The organism is Streptomyces sp. NBC_01439, assembly GCF_036227605.1.
Taxonomy (GTDB): Bacteria; Actinomycetota; Actinomycetes; order Streptomycetales; family Streptomycetaceae; genus Streptomyces.
This window is the reverse complement of sequence record NZ_CP109487.1, coordinates 4,289,434-4,305,585: the sequence shown is the minus strand read 5'-3', so window position 1 is coordinate 4,305,585 and position 16,152 is coordinate 4,289,434. Positions and strand designations below refer to the sequence as shown.

15 protein-coding genes and 1 pseudogene are annotated in these 16,152 nt (G+C 71.2%); 10 read left to right on the top strand and 6 right to left on the bottom strand.

What is annotated here, in order from left to right:
* Positions 1 to 158: 158 nt before the first annotated feature.
* Entirely contained in the window at positions 159 to 710 is a 552-nt protein-coding gene (locus OG207_RS19095; protein ID WP_329099691.1) for a hypothetical protein, read from the top strand.
* Positions 711 to 940: 230 nt separating this feature from the next.
* A complete protein-coding gene (locus tag OG207_RS19090) occupies positions 941 to 2,206 on the top strand; it encodes an IS701 family transposase (RefSeq protein ID WP_329095407.1) in 1,266 nt (421 codons plus the stop codon).
* A gap of 111 nt (positions 2,207 to 2,317) precedes the next feature.
* Here the strand turns inward: OG207_RS19090 and OG207_RS19085 are convergent, their stop codons facing one another.
* Entirely contained in the window at positions 2,318 to 2,914 is a 597-nt protein-coding gene (locus tag OG207_RS19085) for a dihydrofolate reductase family protein (protein ID WP_329099690.1), read from the bottom strand.
* Positions 2,915 to 3,242: 328 nt separating this feature from the next.
* Here OG207_RS19085 and OG207_RS19080 point away from each other — a divergent pair, with 328 nt between their 5' ends.
* Positions 3,243 to 4,985 (top strand): lytic transglycosylase domain-containing protein, encoded by a 1,743-nt coding sequence (locus tag OG207_RS19080; RefSeq protein WP_329099689.1) that lies wholly within the window; start codon positions 3,243 to 3,245, stop codon positions 4,983 to 4,985.
* Positions 4,986 to 5,163: 178 nt separating this feature from the next.
* On the opposite strand, the gene OG207_RS19075 is transcribed toward OG207_RS19080, so the two are convergent.
* On the bottom strand, positions 5,164 to 5,367 hold the full coding sequence (locus OG207_RS19075) for a cold-shock protein (RefSeq protein WP_030012116.1): 204 nt from the start codon (positions 5,365 to 5,367) through the stop codon (positions 5,164 to 5,166).
* A 237-nt stretch (positions 5,368 to 5,604) separates the two neighbouring features.
* On the opposite strand from OG207_RS19075, the gene OG207_RS19070 reads away from it, so the two are divergent.
* From OG207_RS19070 to OG207_RS19055, 4 genes and pseudogenes are all read left to right on the top strand, one after another.
* Complete coding sequence (locus OG207_RS19070) at positions 5,605 to 6,468, top strand: menaquinone biosynthetic enzyme MqnA/MqnD family protein (RefSeq protein ID WP_329099688.1); 864 nt, start codon at positions 5,605 to 5,607, stop codon at positions 6,466 to 6,468.
* A gap of 206 nt (positions 6,469 to 6,674) precedes the next feature.
* Positions 6,675 to 8,567, top strand: a pseudogene (locus OG207_RS19065) (serine/threonine-protein kinase).
* A gap of 78 nt (positions 8,568 to 8,645) precedes the next feature.
* On the top strand, positions 8,646 to 9,845 hold the full coding sequence (gene mqnC / locus OG207_RS19060; RefSeq protein ID WP_266603701.1) for a cyclic dehypoxanthinyl futalosine synthase: 1,200 nt from the start codon (positions 8,646 to 8,648) through the stop codon (positions 9,843 to 9,845).
* A 16-nt stretch (positions 9,846 to 9,861) separates the two neighbouring features.
* Positions 9,862 to 10,506 carry an imidazolonepropionase-like domain-containing protein gene (locus OG207_RS19055; RefSeq protein WP_329099687.1) on the top strand — a complete coding sequence of 215 codons (645 nt, stop codon included), beginning with the start codon at positions 9,862 to 9,864 and terminating at the stop codon, positions 10,504 to 10,506.
* On the opposite strand, the gene OG207_RS19050 is transcribed toward OG207_RS19055, so the two are convergent.
* Together OG207_RS19050 and OG207_RS19045 are read right to left on the bottom strand one after the other, a co-directional pair.
* Positions 10,472 to 10,894, bottom strand: coding sequence for a response regulator transcription factor (locus OG207_RS19050; RefSeq protein ID WP_329099686.1), 423 nt, complete (start codon positions 10,892 to 10,894; stop codon positions 10,472 to 10,474). The two genes, OG207_RS19055 and OG207_RS19050, sit on opposite strands and share 35 nt — an antisense overlap.
* Positions 10,895 to 10,944: 50 nt before the next feature.
* The gene (locus OG207_RS19045) at positions 10,945 to 11,850 is read right to left on the bottom strand and encodes a DUF3152 domain-containing protein (RefSeq protein ID WP_329099685.1); all 906 of its coding nucleotides are present in this window, start codon (positions 11,848 to 11,850) and stop codon (positions 10,945 to 10,947) included.
* A gap of 267 nt (positions 11,851 to 12,117) precedes the next feature.
* On the opposite strand from OG207_RS19045, the gene OG207_RS19040 reads away from it, so the two are divergent.
* The gene (locus OG207_RS19040) at positions 12,118 to 12,810 is read left to right on the top strand and encodes a demethylmenaquinone methyltransferase (RefSeq protein ID WP_329099684.1); all 693 of its coding nucleotides are present in this window, start codon (positions 12,118 to 12,120) and stop codon (positions 12,808 to 12,810) included.
* Between the two features lie 38 nt (positions 12,811 to 12,848).
* Positions 12,849 to 13,745 (top strand): glutaminase, encoded by an 897-nt coding sequence (locus OG207_RS19035; protein WP_402695705.1) that lies wholly within the window; start codon positions 12,849 to 12,851, stop codon positions 13,743 to 13,745.
* Here OG207_RS19035 and OG207_RS19030 read toward each other — a convergent pair.
* Entirely contained in the window at positions 13,742 to 14,116 is a 375-nt protein-coding gene (locus tag OG207_RS19030) for a hypothetical protein (protein WP_329099682.1), read from the bottom strand. The two genes, OG207_RS19035 and OG207_RS19030, sit on opposite strands and share 4 nt — an antisense overlap.
* Before the next feature lie 3 nt (positions 14,117 to 14,119).
* Complete coding sequence (locus OG207_RS19025; RefSeq protein ID WP_329099680.1) at positions 14,120 to 14,653, bottom strand: GNAT family N-acetyltransferase; 534 nt, start codon at positions 14,651 to 14,653, stop codon at positions 14,120 to 14,122.
* A 97-nt stretch (positions 14,654 to 14,750) separates the two neighbouring features.
* Here OG207_RS19025 and OG207_RS19020 point away from each other — a divergent pair, with 97 nt between their 5' ends.
* The gene (locus tag OG207_RS19020; protein ID WP_030722345.1) at positions 14,751 to 16,034 is read left to right on the top strand and encodes a geranylgeranyl reductase family protein; all 1,284 of its coding nucleotides are present in this window, start codon (positions 14,751 to 14,753) and stop codon (positions 16,032 to 16,034) included.
* Positions 16,035 to 16,152 lie beyond the last annotated feature (118 nt).

The following is a 16,152-nucleotide window of genomic DNA, read 5'->3' as shown; positions in this document are numbered from 1 at the left end:
AGCGCAGCAACTCCTTCTCTTTCTGCGAGCGTTGCCGAGCCGCTGTCCGCGGGGCCCGTTGCCCCCGACCGGCCGGGTCCTGCCCGGTGGAGCCCCCCCCCCGCGTCGGCTCGCGCGTGCGTGGGTATGCGCCATTCGACGGACCGAGGGGGCGGGGCGTGGTGCGACGGGGTGTGCGGGTGGTGGGGCGGGGGGCCGCCGGGGTCGGGGTCGTGGTGACCCTTGCCCTCGCCGGGTGGTTGACGTGGCTGCTGCCCGGGCCACAGATGGCCGCCGTGCTCGGGTTCGGGCCCGTCGACGGGGTCGTCTCCATCCAGGAGTGCTACGAGGCGAGCGACGCCGAGGGCTATGCGACGGGTACCGACTGCACCGGCCGGTACACCCCCCGGCGGTCGGCCGGGCCGCCCCGCGACATCGTCCTGGACACGGCCGCCGACGACTACCGGCCCGGTACCCGGGTGGAGGTCAGGACGGCGCGGGGGCGGGCGTACGAACTGTCGGGCGGCGCCGTGTTCCGCTTCGGCAGCGTCATCGGCCTGCTGCTCGTGCCGTTCCTGGTCCTGGCGGCCTGGCTGTTCGCCTGCGCGCGCCAGGGCCGGGTGGCGGACGGCGAGGGCTACGTCTTCGTGGCCCTCGCCGGCCTGGTGATCGCCATCGTGCCGGCCGCCGTCGCCGGAATCCTGGTCGAGATCGGCATGCTGATCTTCTGACTAGTGCTGTGACTGGAAAGGTTCACCGGCTCACGACGCCCGGTACGGCACCTCGCCGCGTTGTCGGACCGCGCAAGTACGTCCAGTACGAGCCGCGGTCCTCCGCCTTGCGATGCACCGCACCGAACGCCGCGAACCGGCAAACCTTTCCGGCCACAGCACTAGTAGGGCTTGGTCAGGTTGGGGCTGGTGTTGCGTGTCCTAAGGGCTCGGTGAGTCGTTCAAGACGTGTGACGCCGGAGGAAATTGCAGCTGTACGTGGCGAGTTGGAGGACTTCGCGGCGGAGGTTTTCGAGCCGTTCGCGCGTAAGGATCAGCGTCGGTGGGGGCGGGTTTACCTGCGGGGCCTGCTCACGGACGGGCAGCGCAAGTCGGTCGAGCCGATGGCCGCCCGGCTGGGCGAGGACGGGAACCGTCAGGCCCTGGCCCACTTCATCACCACCAGCCCGTGGGACCCCGCGCATGTGCGGGCCCGGCTGGCCTGGAGCATGGAGAAGGCGATCCGGCCCACCGTGCTGATCTTCGATGACACCGGCTTCCTCAAGGACGGCAATGCCTCGGCGTGTGTCTCGCGGCAGTACACCGGCACTGCGGGCAAGGTCACCAACTGCCAGGTGGGCGTCTCCCTGCACCTGGCCTCGGACCACGCCTCGGTGGCGGTCAACTGGCGGCTGTTCCAGCCCGAGGCCTGGGACCCCGCCTCGCCGAAGGCGGACCCGGCCAAGGTCGCCCGCCGCACCGCCTGCGGCATTCCCGACGACACCGGGCATGTGGAGAAATGGCAGCTGGCCCTGGACATGCTGGATGAGACCCGCTCGTGGGGCATCGAGGTGCCGCTGGCCGTCGCGGACGCCGGATACGGAGACGCGGCGGCATTCCGGCACGGCCTGCAGGCCCGCGGCCTCAACTACATGGTGGGGATCTCCACCACCCTCTCGGCCCAGCCCGGCGAAGCCGTGCCGGTGACCGAGCCCTACTCCGGGAACGGACGGCCACCCGTGGCGAAGTACCCGGACAAGCCGCAGTCGGTGAAACAGCTGGTCATCGCGGCCGGCCGGAAGACGGCGAAGCCAGTGCAATGGCGTGAGGGCTCCCGGCCCGGCACCGGCCGCAGCGGCTTCAAGCGGATGTACTCGCGGTTCGTGGCCTTGCGGATCCGGCCTGCCGGTCGCGAGGTCCGCCACACGGTCGAGGGCCCGGAACTGCCCGCATGCTGGCTGCTGGCCGAGTGGCCGGCCGACCAGGGCGAACCCGTTCAGTTCTGGCTCTCCGACCTGCCCGCCGACACCCCGCTGACCACCCTGGTCCGCCTGGCCAAGCTCCGCTGGCGCATCGAGCACGACTACCGCGAGATGAAACAGGCCCTGGGACTTGCCCACTTCGAGGGACGCACCTGGAACGGATGGCACCACCACGTCACCCTCGTATCCGTCGCCCACGCCTTCTGCACCCTGCAACGACTGGCCAGAGCCCCAAAAGACATGGCGCCGGCCTGAGCCTCTACCAAGTCGTCCGCGAGCTACAAACCCTCCTCGCGACATGGACCGGCGCATGCCCCACCTGCCACCGCGGCATACCCACACCAACCCCAACCTGACCAAGCCCTACTAGGCCCGGGCGGCCGGGCGGTAGGTGCACACGTGCACGCCGGCCGGGCTGATCGCCGTGGAGACCAGTTCGAGCGTGCGCAGCCCGCCGTCGCTGGGGAAGATCGACTTGCCGCCGCCGAGCAGCACCGGCATGACCATCAGCCGGAGTTCGTCGACCAGGCCCTCGCCCAGCAGGGTGCGTACGAGGGTGGGGCTGCCCATGACCACCAGGTCGCCGCCCTCGGCCCCGCGCAGCTCCCGGATGTGGTCGACGGCCTTGTCGCCGGTGATGAGCGTGGTGTTGTTCCACGTGAGATCGGCCTCGCCCAGGGTCTGGGACACCACGTACTTCGGTACGGAGTTCATCCGGTCGGCGAACGGGTCGCCCGCCCGCTCCGGCCAGGCAGCGGCCATCGTCTGCCACGTACGGCGCCCGAACAGCAGGGCCTCGGCGTTCTCCATCGCCTCGGTGAAGGAGCCGCCGACCACCTCCGGGTCGAAGAACGGGTGCGACCAGCCGCCGTGGGCGAAGTCGCCGTCGTTGTCCTCGCCCTGACCGCCCGGAGCCTGTACGACGCCGTCCAGGCTGATGAACTCGGCGATGACGATGCGCATGGGTCTGTTCCTCTGCCTCGGGCCGGTGTGTACGCAAGGGAGACCGCCACGCTCCCCACAATTCATCGCACCCGGCCGAACCTTGTTGAGTGAGCTGGGTCACATCATCAACGAGAGGTGGTAGAAATGATCTGTCTTCGGGGTGATTCGGGCGGGGGTTCGGGGCGCCTGTCCATTCGGTCATGAGACCCGGGTGAAGCCGAGACGAATGGTGCGTCACATCTCGCGGAGCGACGGCGAGTCGGGGGCGAATACCTGATAGACAGTGGATATTCACGGCTCGACCAGCCATGTACGTTCGACGGCTCCTTGGGGGGATCGCCGCACTGTGAAGCCGCTTCACCGCCACCTCGTCAACACCTCGCGCAAGGTCCTGTGCACGGCCGCGCTCGCGGCCAGCCTGACCACCGCCGCGGTCGTGACCAGTCCGTCGACCGCCGACGCGGGAGAGTCCGAGCCCACTCCGGACAGTCCGCAGGCCGCCGACCGCGGTGACGCCCGGCTGGATCTGCCCGACATCATCGCCGACCCGCCGCCCACCGGGGTGGGCGCTCCGGAAGGGGCCAGCGGGATACCCGCGACCGCCCTCGACGCCTATCACCGCGCCGAGCTGTCGGTGGCCGCCGCCCTCCCCGGCTGCAAGCTGCCCTGGCAGCTGCTCGCGGGCATCGGCCGGGTGGAGTCCGTCCACGCCTCGGGCTACGGGTTGAAGGCGGACGGCTACACCGAGAAGGCCATCCGCGGCCCCCGACTCGACGGCAACGGCTTCGCCGAGATCCGTGACACGGACAAGGGCGAATGGGACGCGGACGCGGTGTACGACCGTGCCGTCGGCCCGATGCAGTTCATTCCGTCCACCTGGGCCACCTGGGGTGCCGACGGCAACGGTGACTCCAAGCGGGACCCGAACAACATCTACGACGCGGCCCTGGGCGCGGGTCTCTACCTGTGCGCGGGTGACCGCGACCTGTCGAACGCGGCCAAGCTCGACGAGGCGATCCTCAGCTACAACAATTCCCGCGAGTACGTGAACACCGTGCTCGGGTACATGCGCCAGTACCAGGCCGGTGGCGCCGGCGAGGTGCCGAACCCGCCCGTCGGGGACTACCCGACGCAGCCGCCGGGCACCCTACCCACCCCGCGCGTGCCGGTCACGCCGTCGAACCCGGTCACGCCCACGCCCACGCCGACCCCCACCCCCAAGCCGACTCCCACCCCCACCCCGACGCCGGAGCAGCCGAAGCCGACCCCCACCCCGGAGCAGCCGAAGCCGGCCACCCCGCGCCTGGCGGAGCTGACGGTCCTCGGCGGCCCCGGGCTCACGGCCGAGGCCGGTGCGGCCTTCGCGGAGGTCCCGCGGGTCAAGGTGCTCCTCAGCGACGGCAAGCCCGCCGTCAACCAGGAGGTGGTCTTCGCGGTCGAAGGCGACACCACCGGTGGCACCCTCTTCGGGACGGCGGACTCCCTGGTGGTCAAGGCCGGCGCCGACGGCATCGCCGCCGCGCCCGGACTCAAGGCAGGCCCCAAGGCCGGCACCTTCACGCTGCGGGCCTCTGCCTACGACCCGCAGGGCAGGATCACCGTGAAGTTCGAGGGCAAGGTGACGGTGACGGTCGCGGACAAGCTGGCCCGTGCGGGTGACGCGAAGCCGCTGGAGGCCGTCGCCGGCAAGAGCTTCACCGGCGTGGAGGTCTTCGCCACCGCCGGCGGCAAGGCCGTCGCGGGTACGGAGGCCGTCGCCGACCTGGTCGTGAAGGACGCGGACGGCAAGTGGGTCCCGGTGGACCCGAAGACCGCGAAGGGCCCGTTCTTCAAGGACGAGACCGGGAAGCCGGTCTTCGGCCGGCTGCTGCCCAAGGCGGGCGCCGACGGCAAGATCGTCCTGCCGGAGCTGTTCACCACGGACGCGGCCCCGGGCACGTACTTCGTGCGCCTGACCACCAAGGAGAACGTGACCCTGGTCCTGGAGCTCAAGGTCACGGCTCCGGCGACGACCCCCGCCCCGACTCAGACCCCGGACCCGACCCCGGACCCGGTCCCGGTTCCCGCGAAGGGGCCGGCCCGCCCCTGAGGCCGTACGCCAGTGGCCCCCGGCACCGTGCGAACGGTGCCGGGGGCCACTGCGTCGCCCCTCCTGGCCGCTGGGCGGCCGGGGCGCAAAGGCAGGAGCCCTGCCGGATCTGCTCGCGCAGAGGGGACAGGGCTCCTTGGTTACTGCTTTTCCAACCCGCGAGAGTTGGCCCAGGCGACTAGGCCGGGGTGACGTTCTCCGCCTGCGGGCCCTTCGGACCCTGCGTGACGTCGAAGTTCACCGTCTGGTTCTCCTCGAGGGAGCGGAAGCCAGAGGCGTTGATCGCGGAGTAGTGGACGAAGACATCCGGGCCGCCGCCGTCCTGGGCGATGAAGCCGAAGCCCTTTTCAGCGTTGAACCACTTCACGGTTCCGGTAGCCATGAGCCCTCCTATGGGCCAAAGGGTCGCCCTGCTCCAGAACCTGCTAAGAAGTCTGAAAACTACAAAAGCCTGCGGGTCACATTCTCCGCAGGCCTCGTACTGCAAGGGAAACCAAACTGCAACTTGCGTCGAGCCTAGCACGCACCCTGCGGCCGAGACCAGAGGGAAAGATCACGTCACCCGGACGTTTGAGACCCGCCGCAAGGCTGACGCAGACCCGGCAGCTAGTCTCGCGATGTGGACGTCTATCGCAGCCGGCCCCGCGTCGGCCACATTCAGTTCCTGAACTGCCTGCCCCTCTACTGGGGGCTGGCCAGAACCGGCACTCTGCTGGACCTGGAGCTGACCAAGGACTCCCCCGAGAAACTCAGTGAGCGCCTCGTCCAGGGGGACCTGGACATCGCCCCGATCACCCTCGTGGAGTTCCTCCGCAACGCCGACCAGCTCGTCGCCTTCCCCGACATCGCCGTCGGTTGCGACGGTCCGGTGATGTCCTGCGTGATCGTCTCGCAGGTCCCCCTGGAGCAGCTCGACGGAGCCCGCGTCGCACTCGGCTCCACCTCCCGTACGTCCGTACGCCTCGCTCAGCTGCTGCTTTCCGAGCAGTACGGCGTACGCCCCGACTACTACACCTGCCCGCCCGACCTGAGCGTGATGATGCAGGAAGCGGACGCGGCCGTACTGATCGGGGACGCCGCGCTGCGGGCCTCCCTGCACGACGCGCCCCGCCTCGGGCTGACCGTGCACGACCTGGGGCACATGTGGAAGGAGTGGACCGGGCTGCCGTTCGTCTTCGCCGTCTGGGCCGCCCGGAAGGACTACCTCGCCCGCGAGCCCGCCGTCGTGCGGGAGGTCCACGAGGCCTTCCTCTCCTCCCGGGACGTCTCCCTGGAAGAGGTCACCAAGGTGGCCGAACAGGCGGCCCGCTGGGAGGCCTTCGACGCGGAGCTGCTGGAGCGGTACTTCACGACGCTCGACTTCCGCTTCGGTCCCGAACAGTTGGCCGGCGTACGTGAATTCGCGCGTCGTACGGGATCGACGACCGGGTATGCCGCGGATGTCGACGTGGAGCTGCTGAGCACGGTGGTCCAGGAGTGCTGACCGCGTTTACCCCGCGGTAGTCCAAAGGGTGGACGGGCGAATGTGAGGTTTACCGGGAATTCTCGCCCTTTTTGCATTTCTCGCCTTGGGGTGGAAATGCAAAAGGGTGACTGCGCTCCTTCCCCCGCCCCGCCCCGGCACCGCCTAGGCTGCTGCTCGGTCGGGCGGCACAAGGCGCCCGGGATCACGGGGAATTGGGGGACGCGATGCAGCCGCTCGAAGCCGGTGAGCCGCGGACCATCGGCGCCTACCGGCTGCTCGGCCGGCTCGGCGCGGGTGGCATGGGCCGCGTCTACCTGGGGCGCAGCGCGGGCGGCCGGACCGTCGCCGTCAAGATCGTGCACCCGCATTTCGCCACCGACGAGGAGTTCCGGGCCCGGTTCCGCCGCGAGGTTGAGGCGGCCCGCCGGGTGGGCGGCGAGTGGACCGCGCCGGTGCTGGACGCGGACCCCGGGGCCCCGGTTCCGTGGGTGGCCACCGGATACGTAGCGGGGCCCTCCCTGGACCGTGCGCTGGCCGCGCACGGCCCGCTTCCCGAGGCGTCGGTACGGGCCATCGGCGCGGGGCTGGCCCGCGCCCTGGTGGCCGTGCACGGCCTGGGCCTGGTCCACCGGGACGTGAAGCCGTCGAACGTGATGCTCACCCTCGACGGGCCGCGGCTCATCGACTTCGGGATCGCGCGGGCCACGGACGGCACCGCCTCGCTGACCTCCACCGGAGTGTCCGTCGGCTCGCCCGGCTACATGTCGCCCGAGCAGATCCTCGGCAAGGGGATCACCGGGGCGGCCGACGTGTTCTCGCTCGGCGCGGTCCTGGCCTTCGCGGCGACCGGGCAGCCGCCCTTCACCGGGGACAACTCGGCCACCCTCCTCTACAAGGTGGTCCACGAGCCGCCCTAGCTGAGCGCGATCCCGGTCGGGGAACTGCGCGGGCTGATCGAGGCCTGCCTGGCCAAGACGGCTGCAGAGCGGCCGGCTCCCGAGGCGGTCGCGGCGGCCCTCGGCGGGGCGTTGGGCGCCCCCGGCTGGCTGCCCGGGCCGCTGGTGGAGGAGGCCAGTCGGGCCGCCGTGGCCCTGTTGGACCTGGACGCCGATTCCGCCGATTCCGCCGAGGGCGGTGCGGGAGGGGGCGGGCCGGCCCCGGCCGGAGCCGGGGGCGCGGCCGCACCGGAGGCCGCTTCGGGCCCGGTCCCCTTCACCGCCGGGTCCTACACCCCCGTCGGTGCGGGCTTCGGGGCGCCGGACCCCTCCTACGGTGGCGCCGCCGGCCCGTACGCCCCGTACGCCCCGTACGCCCCGCCCGGCTCGCCCGGCGCCCGGCCCGGGACGGCCGGCCCCTACGGGACCGCGCCCACCGGCGGTTCCGGCCAGGCGGCTGGTCCCTACACGAGCACTCCCACGGGCGGCTCCGGCCCGGCGGCCGGCCCCTACGGTTCGCCGACCGAGACCGCCGGCAGCGGGCTGCCCGGGCAGCGGACCCCCTCCGACGGGCGGCAGGTCACCGTCAGGGCCGCCGGGCGCCGGTTCAGCTGCACCGTCGTACTGGCCGCGGCGGCCGTCCTCGCGGTGCTGTCCGGCGGGATCTACTTCCTGGACCTGCTGCCGGGCCAGGGTGGCGACCAGCGGGACCTGGCCGACGCCGGAGCGCACCCCTCCGTCTCGGCGTCCGCGCCGGCCCCGGCGGCCACGCCCTCCTCGGCCCCGACCGGGAGCGGGAGCGCCGCCCCCAAGGGGACCCGCACCGACGTTCCCAAGGAGCTCATCGGCACGTGGAAGGGCACCGTCACCACCGCGCACACGCGCCTGGCCACCGAGTTCGAGATCACCATCAAGGCCGGCAAGGTCGGTGACGTCGTCGCCCGCGACAAGTCGGTCGTCCCCGTCCTCGGCACCGATTGCAGCGGTGACTGGAGGCTCGCCGCGGCGACCGACCGGTCCCTCGTCCTGGACACCTCCGCCGGACCCAACCCTGCCCCCGGCATGTGTTCCAACGGCTCCGCCGACGAGCGCTTCACCCTCAACGAGAACGGAACACTGCACTACAAGTCGGCCGACGCCCCGGCCGGAAACCCCGAAGGCGATCTCACCCGAAGCCCCTGAATCCCGTCGCGACACCCTGGCGTAGGCTGGATCGGTCCGGACCTTGACACAGACACACCGCCGAAAGGTGACTCACCGGTGACCGACCAGGCCGTTCTCCAGTCTGTCCTCGACCGCGCCGCCGCGGGGGGCCGGATCACCAAGGAAGAGGCGCTCGACCTCTACCGCCATGCGCCGCTGCACGCGCTGGGCCAGGCGGCCGACGCCGTGCGCCGCCGCCGCTACGCCGGTACCGAGCACATCGCGACGTACATCATCGAGCGGAACATCAACTACACCAACGTGTGCGTCACAGCGTGCAAGTTCTGCGCCTTCTACGCGGCCCCCAAGGACGCGAAGAAGGGCTGGTCCCGTGACCTCGACGACATCCTGCGCCGCTGCGCGGAGACCGTCGAGCTCGGCGGCACCCAGATCATGTTCCAGGGCGGACACCACCCGGACTACGGCGTCGAGTACTACGAGCACCACTTCTCGGCCATCAAGCAGGCCTTCCCGCAGCTGGTCATCCACTCCCTCGGCGCGTCCGAGGTCGAGCACATGGCCCGCATCTCGGGCGTCTCGGCGGAGGAGGCCATCCAGCGCATCCACGCGGCCGGCCTCGACTCGTTCGCGGGCGCCGGCGCCGAGCTGCTGCCGGAGCGGCCGCGCACGGCGATCGCGCCGCTGAAGGAGTCCGGCGAGCGCTGGCTGGAGATCATGGAGATCGCCCACAAGCTGGGCGTGGAGTCCACCTCCACCATGCTGATGGGCACCGGCGAGACCAATGCCGAGCGCATCGAGCACATCGCGATGATCCGCGACACGCAGGACCGTACGGGCGGCTTCCGCGCCTTCATCCCGTACACCTACCAGCCCGAGAACAACCGCCTCAAGGGCCGCACCCAGGCGACGATCTTCGAGTACCTGCGCATGATCGCGATCGCGCGCCTCTTCCTCGACAACATCGCCCACATCCAGGGCTCCTGGCTGACCGTCGGCAAGGAAGCGGGCCAGCTCTCGCTGCACTACGGCGCCGACGACCTCGGGTCGATCATGCTGGAGGAGAACGTCGTCTCCTCGGCCGGTGCCAAGCACCGCTCCAACCGCCAGGAGATCATCGACCTGATCCGCAAGGCGGGCCGCACCCCGGCGCAGCGCGCGACGACCTACGAACACCTGCTCGTGCACGACGACCCGGCGAACGACCCGGTCGACGAGCGCGTGGTCTCGCACATCTCCTCCACCGCCATCGAGGGCGGAACGGCGCACCCCGAACTGAAGCTCATCTCCACGAACTGACGACGCCCGCCGACCGATGCTGACGCTGCACACCGCCGAACTCCTGGTACCCGGGCCGGGATCCGCGCCGCTGCCGGGCGGCGCGGTCCTCGTCGACGGCGACCGGATCGCCCGCACGGGACCGTACGAGGAGGTCGCCGCGGCCCACCCGCACGCCCGGACCCGCCGCTGGCCCGGGACGATCACCCCGGGGCTGGTGGTGCGCGGGGTGGACGAGCTGCTGGAGCGCACGTACTACCCGGACGACCCGTACGAGGTCGCCGAGCTCGGCGCCGACCCGATCCGGGGGGCGGCCGCGCTGGAGGCGCTGAAGATGACCGAGCCGCGGTGGGGCCACAGCGCCCGGCGCGGCACGCAGCGGTTGCTGGCCCGTGGAGTGGTGGCGGTCTGCGGCCGCTTCACGAGCCCGGCGGTGCGCACGGCGGTGTCCCGGTCCGGGCTTACGATCCTGCCGCCCACCGCCTACGAGGGGCTGCCCGCGCTGGACCCGTTCGCCGGGCGGGGCGCTGCGGCGGAGGCTTTCCACGGAATCCTGGAAGCGGGGGTTCCGGCGCGCTTCGCGGTCTTCGCGGTGGCGGACGAGGCCGAGTTGTTGGCGCAGGGTGCGACCACGTGCGTGGCCACGGTCATCGGCGGGCGGCTGCTCCACCGTCGTCGCTGAGCCCGCTCCGTCCGCCGCGGGCGGTGTCCTCGGCGCGCCGGGTGTCCTCCCGGGCGAGGGCGGCCAGCAGACAGGCCTGCAGGCGGCTGATGCCGCCCAGCTTGGCCCGTATGTTGACCACGTGGAACTTCACCGTGCTGACGGAGAGTTGGAGCTCGCCGGCCAGTTCCCGGTTGGAGGCGCCGGTGGCCAGGCAGAGGAACACCGCCGATTCCTGCTCGGTGAGCTGGGCGTCGGCGGGCCGGTCCCCGTCCGGGACGGAGCCGTCCGGTACGGAGCTGCTTGGCACGGAGCAGTCGGGTGCCTCCTCGTGCGGCGCCCGTTCCCCCGCGCCCGGCTCCTCGTAGGAGGGGAACCACGCCGGGACGCTGAAGCTGACGACGCGCACGTGTTTTCTCCTAGCCCCCGGCCGACATGCCCTGGTGGTCGGCTCTCGCCCTATAGGACGGACGGACCGGACAGGTAGGTTCCCTTCGCGTCGTACGGCCAGGCGTTGGACTTGCAGCCGAGGAGCCCCTTGATCTGCTGCATCATCGCGGGAGCGGGCTTTCCGGGGCCCGGGCAGCTCTCGTGACCGCGGCCGAGCTCGTGTCCGACCTCGTGGTTGACGATCAGTGCCCGGTACTCCTCGGGCGTGCCGTCGAACTGCGGCGAACCCTCGTTCCAGCGCTTGAGGTTGACCACGACGGTGTGCCCCGCCGTGCTGCAGTTGGTCTCGCCGATGAGCTCGGGCGTCTCCACGTTGCACAGGCGGTCGGTGGTCTTGGGCGTAGCGATCTTGATGGTGAAATCGACCGGCTGGCCCGCCCCGACGAGCTGGAAGCCGTACTTCGGGTCCTGGGTCCAGCCGCGCCGGTCCCCGAGGATCGCCTCGACCGAGCGGGCGGCCGACTCCGGGTCGACCCCGCTGCCCTCCTCGACCTCGACCCGCCAGCGGCGCGCGGCCCCCTTGCCCTGCGCCTTGCCGGCGGTGGTGGAAGCCTTGAAGGCACCCGGCTGGGTGGGTGTCGCGGCGTCGGTCGACGGCGTGGGCGAGGCCGGGGGAGACGCCGCGGGTGAGGTGGACGGCTCGGGGGCGGTGGACTTCTGGCCGCCCTGGGGGAGCGCGTTCGCGGAACCGTCGCCGGATTCCCCGGTCGTCGGGTCCGGTTTGGCCGCCGCCCGGCCCGCGGCGGCCTTCGCGTCGTCGTCCTGGGGCAGCAGCGTGTACGCGGTGGCCGAGACCACGGCCAGTGCCGCCGAGCCGAGGAGGACCGTGCGCCGCAGCCGCTTGCGCCGCTCGGCCCGGCGCTGGGCGCGCGGGCTGGTGCGGCTGGAGCGACCGGTGGAATGGCCTGGCGGCATCGTGAAGCTTCCTGTTCGCGGCGGCCACTACCGGATCGGCCACGATTCGGTCACCGATCCGGGGGGTGACCCTCACCGGGCCGCACCGTGTCAGTCAACGTGTCCGCCGGGGCGCGGCGTAACTGTCCTTCGGAACAGTTTCCGACACCTGTCCGATGGGAAGGGGGGCCGGGGGTGGCGGAGCCCGCGCGGCTCGCGGGGGGCGGGGCCTGAGAGGATGGGGCGCGTACCCGCCGATCCGCATCGCACACCGAGGGGCGAACGCCAGTGACAAGGGCTTCCCTGGACAAGCAGCCGCACGAAGTCGCCTCCATGTTCGACGGCATCGCGGCGAAATACGACCTCACCAACGACGTCATCTCGCTGGGCCAGGCCCGGCTGTGGCGCAAGGAGGTCGCCAAGGCGGTCGGCGCGCGCCCCGGGCACGTGGTCCTCGACCTGGCCGCCGGAACCGCCACCTCCTCGCTGCCCTTCGCCGCCACCGGCGCGTACGTCGTCCCCTGCGACTTCTCCCTGGGCATGCTCATGGAGGGCAAGAAGAAGCACTCCTGGCTGCCCCTGACCGCCGGTGACGCGACGAAGCTGCCGTTCAAGGACGACGTCTTCGACACCGTCACGATCTCCTTCGGGCTGCGCAACGTCCAGGACACCGACGCTGCGCTGCGCGAGCTGTACCGGGTGACGAAGCCCGGCGGGCAGGTCGTCATCTGCGAGTTCTCGCAGCCCACCTGGGCGCCGCTGCGCACGGTCTACACGGAGTACCTGATGCGGGCGCTGCCGCCGGTGGCCCGTACGGTGGTGTCCGACCCCGACCCGTACGTGTACCTCGCCGAGTCCATCCGCGCATGGCCCGACCAGCCGGCGCTGGCCGCCCTGCTGCAGAAGGCCGGTTGGTCCAAGGTCGCCTGGCGCAACCTCAGCGGCGGCATCGTCGCGCTGCACCGGGGCATCAAGGACTGACGGCCGTGCCAGACGTCGCGCCCACGGACTACGGACCCCTGCTGGAGCGGATCGCCGCCGACATCGCTCCGCTGATCGGCAGCGGTACTCCGGCCGAGTACATCCCGGCGCTCGCCGCCGTGGACCGGCGGCAGTTCGGGATGGCCATCGCCGACCTCGACGGCAACGTCTTCGGGGTGGGCGACTGGCGGGTCCCCTTCTCCGCCCAGTCCATCACCAAGGTCTTCGCGCTCGCCCTGGCCCTGGCGGAGGGCGGCGACAGCCTGTGGGAGCGGGTGGGCCGGGAGCCCTCCGGCAACCCGTTCAACTCGCTCGTCCAGCTGGAGTACGAAAACGGCATCCCGCGCAACCCGTTCATCAACGCGGGCGCCCTCGTGGTCACCGACCGGCTCCAGACCCTGACGGGCGACGCGAGCAGCGAGCTGCTGGAGTTTCTGCGGCAGGAGAGCCAGAACCCGGACATAGGGTTCGATGCCGACGTCGCGGCCTCCGAGCAGGAGCACGGCGACCGCAACGCGGCCGTCGCCCACTTCATGGCCTCGTACGGGAACATCGACAACCCGGTGCCCGCGCTGCTGGAGCACTACTTCTGGCAGTGCTCCATCGAGATGAGCTGCGCCGACCTGGCCCGCGCCGGACGCTTCCTGGCCCGGCACGGGCTCCGCGCGGACGGCACGCGGCTGCTGACGCGCAGCGAGGCCAAGCAGATCAACGCGGTGATGATGACCTGCGGGACGTACGACGCGGCGGGCGAGTTCGCCTACCGCGTCGGGCTGCCCGGCAAGAGCGGGGTGGGCGGCGGCATCGTCGCGGTCGTCCCGGGCCAGTGCACCCTCGCGGTGTGGAGCCCGGGCCTGGACGCCCGCGGCAACTCGGTGGCGGGCGTGGCCGCCCTCGACCGGTTCACGACCCTGACGGGGCTTTCGGTGTTCTAACGGCAGGCGCCGTCCCCCGGAGCGCATTCCATGGCGAACTGGAAGAAGAGGGCGACGAGGACGCAGAAGCCCAGGGACAGTGCGCCCATGGTGACGAACCGCCTTCGCGCCTCGGTGTGCCCGGCGACCTGTGCCACCGCGAAGCCGAGGACGGGCGCGAGCACGACCCCGCCGATGCACGCCCACAGCAGCACGAAGACGACACCCTCCCCCAGCGGGCCGCGGACCCCCGCGGACCAGATGTACGCCTGCGCCACGAACACCACCGGCACGGCCGTCCACCACAGGGAAAGGCCGGTGATCAGTCGCCTGACGGTGGTGGAGGGGCCGCCGGCCGGTTCGCGCAGCGGAGCGTTGCCGTCGTCGGACATCGGCTAGTGCACCCCGCTCTGCAGGTCCAGCACGTAACGGCGCCCCGGATTCCCCGCCGGCGTGGTGAACTCCTCGGCCAGGGTCATGCCCAGACGCTCCGCCACCGCCACCGAACGTGCGTTCCGGGCGTCGATCATCGCCACCACGTGCGGGACACCGGCCGCGCGGACCCGCTCCACCGTGGCGAGCGCGGCGGCGTACGCGTAGCCCCGGCCCCACGCGGAGCGGCCTAGCCGCCAGCCGATCTCGATCTCGCCGACCGGCCCCCACCCCTTCTCCCGGGGCCACGGCTGCGCGCCGGTGAAGCCGATCACCGCACCCTGTCCGTCCAGCAGGGTCCACAGGCAGTAGCCGAGCTGGGCGTCGTGCATGCGCTGGCGCGCGGTGATCTCCTCGTACGCGGACAGTTCCGCGGGACCTCCGAGGAACTCCATGACGTCGGGGTCGGCGAAGGCCGTGTGCCAGGCGTGCGCGTCCTCGTCGGTGGGCACGCGGAGCTGTACGGCCGGAAGCGGCCGGGTCGGCGAGGTGGTCATCGGAGGCACCCTTCGGATCGTGATCTCTCTTGCTGCATAGACTGCACATGTCCGGTGCCGCCTGGCACCCTTTATCGAGCCTTCGGGAGATCCCGCAGTGACCGAGCTCCTCTCCGAACACTCCGCGGACGTGATCGTCGTCGGGGCCGGGCCCGCCGGCTCGACCACCGCCTACTACCTCGCCAAGGCCGGATTGGACGTCCTGCTGCTGGAGAAGACGGCGTTCCCGCGCGAGAAGGTCTGCGGCGACGGACTGACCCCGCGCGCCACCAAGCAGCTGGTGGCGATGGGCATCGACATCTCCGAAGAGGCCGGCTGGCTGCGGAACAAGGGTCTTCGGATCATCGGCGGCGGGCAGCGGCTCCAGCTGGATTGGCCGGAACTCGCCTCCTACCCGGACTACGGACTCGTCCGCAAGCGTGACGACTTCGACGAGACCCTGGCCCGCCAGGCGCAGAAGGCCGGCGCCCGACTGTACGAGCGCTGCACGGTCGGCGAGCCGGTGCGCGACGCGCGCACCGGTCACATCACGGGCGTGCACGCGAAGCTGGGCGAGGAGAAGACCCCGGTCACCTTCCACGCCCCGCTGGTCGTCGCGGCCGACGGCAACTCCTCCCGGCTGTCTCTCGCGATGGGCCTGCATCGGCGCGAGGACCGCCCGATGGGCGTGGCCGTGCGGACGTACTTCACCTCGCCGCGGCACGACGACGACTACCTGGAGTCCTGGCTGGAGCTGTGGGACCGGCGCGGCGCGCAGGACCGGCTGCTGCCCGGCTACGGCTGGATCTTCGGCATGGGCGACGGCACCTCCAACGTCGGCCTCGGCATCCTCAATTCCTCCTCCGCCTTCAAGGAGCTGGACTGGCGCGAGGTCCTCAAGGCCTGGTGCGCCTCCATGCCGGAGGACTGGGGCTACACCCCCGAGAACATGACGCAGCCGATCCGCGGCGCGGCCCTGCCGATGGCCTTCAACCGGCAGCCGCACTACACCAAGGGCCTGCTGCTGGTCGGCGACGCGGGCGGCCTCGTCAACCCGTTCAACGGCGAGGGCATCGCGTACGCCATGGAGTCGGGCCAGATCGCGGCCGACGTCATCGTGCAGGCCCAGGCCCGTGCCACCCCGGCCCAGCGCGAACTGGCGCTGCACAACTACCCGAAGGTGCTCAAGGAGACCTACGGCGGCTACTACACCCTGGGCCGCGCCTTCGTGAAGCTGATCGGCAACCCGAAGGTCATGAAGATCGCCGCCCAGCGCGGTCTGACCCACCCGGTGCTGATGCGCTTCACCCTGAAGATGCTCGCCAACCTGACCGACCCGACGGGCGGCGACGCGATGGACCGCATCATCAACGGCCTCTCGAAGGTGGCCCCGAAGGCCTGAGCCGACCGGTCAGTCGCCCGTGTCCGGTCTATGTCTACGGCGCAATGACTCCTGCGCCGTAGACATGACTCCGCCCGCCGAGCGCGTGCTGCGCCGGCGGGTGGAGCCCTGTCTACCT

Excerpts from the sequence above, each read along its gene's own strand:
- OG207_RS19025 (WP_329099680.1), bottom strand. The coding sequence starts at position 14,653 with ATGACCACCTCGCCGACCCGGCCGCTTCCGGCCGTACAGCTCCGCGTG.
- OG207_RS19085 (WP_329099690.1), bottom strand. The coding sequence starts at position 2,914 with ATGCGCATCGTCATCGCCGAGTTCATCAGCCTGGACGGCGTCGTACAG.
- OG207_RS19045 (WP_329099685.1), bottom strand. The coding sequence starts at position 11,850 with ATGCCGCCAGGCCATTCCACCGGTCGCTCCAGCCGCACCAGCCCGCGC.
- OG207_RS19030 (WP_329099682.1), bottom strand. The coding sequence starts at position 14,116 with ATGTCCGACGACGGCAACGCTCCGCTGCGCGAACCGGCCGGCGGCCCC.
- OG207_RS19075 (WP_030012116.1), bottom strand. The coding sequence starts at position 5,367 with ATGGCTACCGGAACCGTGAAGTGGTTCAACGCTGAAAAGGGCTTCGGC.
- OG207_RS19055 (WP_329099687.1), top strand. The coding sequence starts at position 9,862 with ATGCTGACGCTGCACACCGCCGAACTCCTGGTACCCGGGCCGGGATCC.